Source organism: Sphingomonas sp. (assembly GCF_040398505.1).
GTDB lineage: Bacteria > Pseudomonadota > Alphaproteobacteria > Sphingomonadales > Sphingomonadaceae > Sphingomonas.
This window is the reverse complement of record NZ_JBBATX010000145.1, coordinates 1-5,424: the sequence shown is the minus strand read 5'-3', so window position 1 is coordinate 5,424 and position 5,424 is coordinate 1. Positions and strand designations below refer to the sequence as shown.

Below are 5,424 nucleotides of genomic sequence, written 5' to 3'. Positions count from 1 at the left end.
TTACTTGTCGATTTTGCGGCGGCACGCTCGGCGCTTTCCATGTTGCAACGCGGCGGCGTCCGCATTCTGCTCGACGATTTCGGGGCGGGTTATGCCTCGATCGGCTATTTGCGTGAGCTGCGGTTTGACGGGATCAAGCTTGATGGCAGCTTGATCGCCTCGCTGATGGAAAGCCCGTCCGCGCGTGACCTGCTGGTCGGCGTGTTGCATCTCTGCAAGGCGATCGGTGCGCCGGTCACCGCCGAGATGGTCGAAAGCGCCGCGCAGCATGATCTGTTGCGCACGCTCGGCGTCCAGAAGCTTCAGGGCTATTTTCTGTCGCGGCCCCTGACCACCGAACAAGCGCTGCGCGCTTGCCATCAGGAGCACGAATCCGAATCGCCGGTGAGGCCGGTGAAATCGTCGGTGATCCGGTTCGATCCAACCGTCCCGCGTCGCGTTGCCTGAATCGCGGCACGCCGACGCTATAGAAAAAACGTGCCCTCCAGCACCGTGACGCATTGGCCGCCAAGCACCACGCGGTCCCCCGCGAGCCGACACGTCAGATGCCCGCCGCGCGCGCTGGCCTGATAGGCGGTGAAGCTGTCGCGGCCGAAGCGCGCGGCCCAATACGGTGTCATCACGGCGTGAGCGGAGCCCGTTACCGGGTCCTCGTCGATCCCCGCACCCGGCGCGAAGACGCGGCTGATGACATCCGTATCATCGCCGGGTGCGGTGACGATCGTCAGCACGTCGACCTCGGCGTTGCGGTCGCTTGCCGGGTCCGCGTCAGAGGGCCGGCCGAGCGCGCGAAAATCGGGGTCGAGCGCGCGGATTTGCGCTGCATTTTCCAGCACGATCAGCGCGTAGCGATGCGGATGCCACAATGTCGCGACGGCCGAGGCGAGGCCAAGCGCGGCGACGATATGTGGCAGCGGCTTGGGCTCAGGCCCCCAGGCGGGCAGCGCCAGTTCATAGCGGTCACCCGCGCGCGTGACTGACAGGAGCCCCGCCTTGCGCGTGCGGAAGCTGACAGAAGCGCGCTCCGGATCGCCCGACAGCACGAAATGGCCGCTCGCAAGTGTGGCATGGCCGCACAGCACGACTTCGGCCGTGGGCGTGAACCAGCGCAACTCGAAATCGCTCGCGCCCGTATCGTCGCGCACCAGAAACGCGGTCTCGCTGAGATTATTCTCCGCCGCAATCGCTTGCAGCACGGCGTCGTCGAGCCATGCGGCAAGCGGCATCACTGCCGCGGGGTTGCCCTCGAACGGCTTGGTGGAAAAGGCGTCGATCTGGACGATGGGCAATCTCATGCGCGTTTCCCGAACCAAGGGGGGGTGACGTCCGCCTCGATCAGCGGATTGTCGGTGTCGACATGGCCTTCGGGATCGAGATGGATCAGCACCTCGACCTTGGGAAAGACACGGTGCAGCGCGCGCTCGACGCCCTCGACCACTTTATGCGCCTCCGCCACGGTGATGTCGCCGGCGACCTCCATGTGGAATTGCGCGAAATCATGCGCGCCGGAATGCCGCGTGCGGAAGTCGTGAATGCCCTTGATCCCTGGCTGGCGCGCGGCGACTTCGATGAAATCGATGCGGCGTTGCTCGGGCCATTCCTTGTCCATCAAATGATCGATCGCGCTCGACGACGCGCGAAACGCGCCCCATGCCAGCCACACCGCAATCACGATGCCAAAAATCGGATCGGCATCGTGCCAGCCGAAATATTGATCGAGCACCAACGCGACGATCACCGATCCGTTGAGCAGCACGTCGGATTGATAATGGACATTGTCGGCGACGATCGCGACTGACCCGGTCTTGCGGATCACGCTGCGCTGATAGGCGAGCAGCACCACCGTCGCGAAGATTGCCACCAGCGACACGCCGATGCCGAATTCCGCGTCGTGTTTCGGCGCATCGCTGCCCAGCGCGAGGATCGCGCGCCACGCAATACCAACCGCCGACGCGGTGATCAGCATGACCTGAAACAGCGCGGCGAGCGATTCGGCTTTGCCGTGTCCGAAGCGATGGTCGTGATCGGCCGGGGTCGCGGCGAGACGGACACCATAGAGCGTGACCGCACTCGCGAGCAGGTCGAGCCCCGAATCGGCAAGGCTGCCGAGCATCGCGACCGATTCGGTCGTCCATGCCGCCCAGGATTTGAGCGCGATCAGGAAGGTCGCCATCGCCACGCTGGCGAGCGCGGCGCGGGTCGCAAAGGGGATCGCGCGGCGCTGGTCCTCGGTCACGGGTACAGCATCTCGCTGGTCCACGCAGACCCGGAGCGGGTGAAGTGGTGGCGCTCGTGCAGGCGATGCGCGCGATCCTGCCAGAATTCGATTGCCGCGGGGGTTACCCGATACCCGCCCCAATGCGGCGGACGCGGGACGTCTTGCCCGTCGAACTTCGCTTGCATCTCTTCGAACCGCGCCTCGAAGGTCGCGCGGTCGGGCATCGGTCGCGATTGATCGGAGGCCCAGGCACCAAGCCGCGAATCGCGGCTACGGCTCGCGAAATACGCGTCGCTCTCGGCATCGCTCGCACGCGTGACGCGCCCCTCGATCCGGATCTGGCGGCGCAGCGATTTCCAGTGGAACAGCAAGGCGACCGACGCATCCTCGACCAGATCGCGCGCCTTGCGGCTTTCGCGATTGGTATAGAAGACGAAGCCGTCCGGACCATGCCCTTTCAGCAGCACCATCCGCGACGACACCACGCCTTGCGCGTCGACCGTCGCCAACGCCATCGCGTTCGAATCGTTGAGCTCGCTTTCACGGGCTTCGGCATACCAGGTATCGAACAGGGCAAAGGGGTCAGTCATCGGGGCGCTGTACCGCGTAGCGACGCGCACGTCACCTGTGGCGTGGGGATCATCTGCTCCCCGATCTCCGACATTTCCCCTGTTGCACCTGCGAAGCGATTGTGGCCATGTCGCGCCCACGCTCGCGGGGACGGAAACATTCGAATGGCAAGCGCTGTCGCCCCCTCGTTGCTCGACCCCGCCACGCACGCCGCGCGCTGGATCGCCGACTATCGCGCGCAGATCGCAGGCGGCGACGTGCTCAGCGACGATCCGGCGTGGAGCATCATGTTCGAAGAACTCGCGGCGGTCGCCGCTGACGATCTCGGCCTCGCGCGCGATCGCGTGCAGCGCCATGCCGAGGATATCGGTACGGGTTTCCGCATCATCGGCGAAAGCGAGGAACGGCCGTGGCCGCTATCGCCGATCCCGCTGATGATTCCGGCGGAGGAATGGCGCACGATCGCGGCGGGGATCGTGCAGCGCGCCGATCTGCTGGAGACCGTCATCGCCGACCTTTACGGTGACGCGAAGCTGGTCGCGCGCGGGCTGATCCCGGCGGCGTTGGTCGGCGGATCGCCCTTCTTTCTGCGGCCGATGGCGGGGCTGGTGCCGCCGGGCGGGCATCATTTGCAGTTTATCGCGGTCGATCTCGGGCGCGGGCCCGATGGCGAATGGCGCGTGCTGGCGGACCATCTGCGCAGCCCGGCCGGCGCAGGTTATGCGCTCGAAAACCGCCTCGCGATCGCGCGGACGTTGGACGGATTGCAGGCGCGGCTCAATGTCCAGCGCCACGCGGCGTTCTTCGCGGCGTTTCGCGATGGTCTGGCCGCCGCCTGCCGCCGGGTCGAGCCGCGCATCGGGCTGCTGACGCCGGGGCGCTATTCGGCAAGCTATGCCGAACAGGCGCACCTCGCGCGCTATCTCGGGTTTCTCTTGGTCGAAGGCGCTGATCTCGCCGCTTTGGAGGACAAGCTCTACGTCCGCACGATCGGCGGGCTCAAGCGGATCGATGCTTTGTGGCACCGCGTCGACCCGCGCTTGCTCGATCCGCTGGCGTTCGATTCGCATTCGCAGATCGGCGTCGCCGGGCTGATCGATGCGGCGGCCGCCGGCAATGTCGTAATCGCCAATGTGCCCGGCGCGGGGGTGGTCGAATCGGCGGCGTTCGGCGCGTTCCTGCCGGGGATTTGCGCGGCCGAGACCGGCGCGGCGCTGATCCTGCCCAACATCGCCACCTGGTGGTGCGGTCAGGATCAGGCGTGCGCAAGCGTCATCGCCGATTTCGACCATTTGCTGATCGGCCCCGCGTTCGGCGTCGCCCCGCTCGGCCTGCCCGACGGGATCGCATTGCCCGGCGTGGACATTATTGGCGATGCGCGTGCCGCCTTGCTCGACGACATGACGCGCCGCCCGCAGGATTATGTCGGGCAGGAGATTGCACGCCTGTCGACGATGCCGGTGGTCACCGACACCGGCCTCGCCGCGCGGCCCTTCACGTTGCGCGTGTTCGCGGCGCGCGGTGCCGATGGGCAGTGGACCGTGCTGCCCGGCGGTTTCGCGCGGATCGCCGAACATCCCGATCCGCGCGCCTCGGTGATGGGCGAGGGGTGCTGGTCGGCCGATGTCGTGGTGCATGGTGGCGAGCATGTCGCGCCGATGTCGCTGCTGCCCCCCGCCGATACGGTGCACGTCCGCCGCAACCCCGGCACGCTGCCGAGCCGCGTCGCCGACAATTTCTTCTGGCTCGGGCGCTATCTCGAGCGCGGCGAGGCGTTGCTCGGGGTGATCCGCGTGATGCTCGGCAATTCGATCGATGCCGATGCCGGCGCGGCGCTCGCGTCGGATACGGTCGGGCGGCTGGTCGGGCTCGTGGTCAATGCCGGTGCCGCATCGCATCCGCCATCGCTGCGCCGCGCCGATCTCTCGGCGTTCGCGCGCACCGCGCTGGAAGATGGCGAGCGGCACAGCGTTCGTGCGATCAACCGGCTCGCGCGCGGCATCGGGCAGGGTTCACGCGACCGGCTTGCGGCGGATTTCGTGCGGCTGCTCGATGCGCCCTATCCGGTCAAAGGCGTCATGCTCGAACGCGCCGGGTCGCTGCAGCGGCGCTATGCCGCGCTGTCGGGGCTGTCGGCCGAACATATGGGGCGCACCGCCGCGTGGCGCTTCCACGATCTCGGGCGCCGGCTGGAGCGCGCGCAGACGGTAACGCGCGCGGTCCGCGCGTTCGGCATGGCGCAAGCGAGCCTCGACGACCTCTCGACCCTGCTCGATCTCGCCGACAGCCAGATCAGCTATCGCCAGCGTTACCTGACCGGCATCGCGCGCGTCCCCGTGGTCGATCTGGTCGCGCTCGACCCCGGCAATCCGCGCTCGCTCGCGTTCCAGATTGGCCGGATCTGCGAGCATCTCGCCGCACTCCCCGTGCTCGAAGATGACGGGATGGAGGAGCCGCAACAGGCGCAAGGCAGTGTGCTGACCGCAATCGTCTCGACCGCGACCGCGGCGGGGCTCGATGCCGAGGTGTTGGGCGATGTCGAGCGGCGGCTGTTTCAATTGTCGGAGGCGATTGCCCGGCGGTATTTCCTGCAAGGGGCTGAGCCGTTGCGGGCGGGTGGGATGGTGCTGGCGTGA

The 5,424-nt window shown here is 67.0% G+C and carries 5 protein-coding genes; 2 read left to right on the top strand and 3 right to left on the bottom strand.

Annotation, left to right across the window (positions count from 1 at the left end; all coding sequences use genetic code 11):
• Nucleotides 1–447, top strand: a 447-nt coding sequence (locus ABWP09_RS13325; protein WP_353205612.1) for an EAL domain-containing protein, incomplete at its 5' end; no start/stop codon positions are given.
• A gap of 17 nt (nucleotides 448–464) precedes the next feature.
• Here ABWP09_RS13325 and ABWP09_RS13320 read toward each other — a convergent pair.
• The 3 genes from ABWP09_RS13320 to pdxH are packed head-to-tail and all read right to left on the bottom strand — an operon-like array spanning nucleotide 465 to nucleotide 2,808.
• Nucleotides 465–1,295 carry a PhzF family phenazine biosynthesis protein gene (locus ABWP09_RS13320; RefSeq protein WP_353205611.1) on the bottom strand — a complete coding sequence of 277 codons (831 nt, stop codon included), beginning with the start codon at nucleotides 1,293–1,295 and terminating at the stop codon, nucleotides 465–467.
• The gene (locus ABWP09_RS13315) at nucleotides 1,292–2,236 is read right to left on the bottom strand and encodes a cation diffusion facilitator family transporter (RefSeq protein ID WP_353205610.1); all 945 of its coding nucleotides are present in this window, start codon (nucleotides 2,234–2,236) and stop codon (nucleotides 1,292–1,294) included. The genes ABWP09_RS13320 and ABWP09_RS13315 overlap by 4 nt, the downstream gene beginning before the upstream one ends.
• A complete protein-coding gene (gene pdxH / locus ABWP09_RS13310) occupies nucleotides 2,233–2,808 on the bottom strand; it encodes a pyridoxamine 5'-phosphate oxidase (protein WP_353205609.1) in 576 nt (191 codons plus the stop codon). Before pdxH ends, ABWP09_RS13315 begins: the two co-directional genes overlap by 4 nt.
• A gap of 144 nt (nucleotides 2,809–2,952) precedes the next feature.
• On the opposite strand from pdxH, the gene ABWP09_RS13305 reads away from it, so the two are divergent.
• Nucleotides 2,953–5,424, top strand: coding sequence for a circularly permuted type 2 ATP-grasp protein (locus ABWP09_RS13305; RefSeq protein WP_353205608.1), 2,472 nt, complete (start codon nucleotides 2,953–2,955; stop codon nucleotides 5,422–5,424).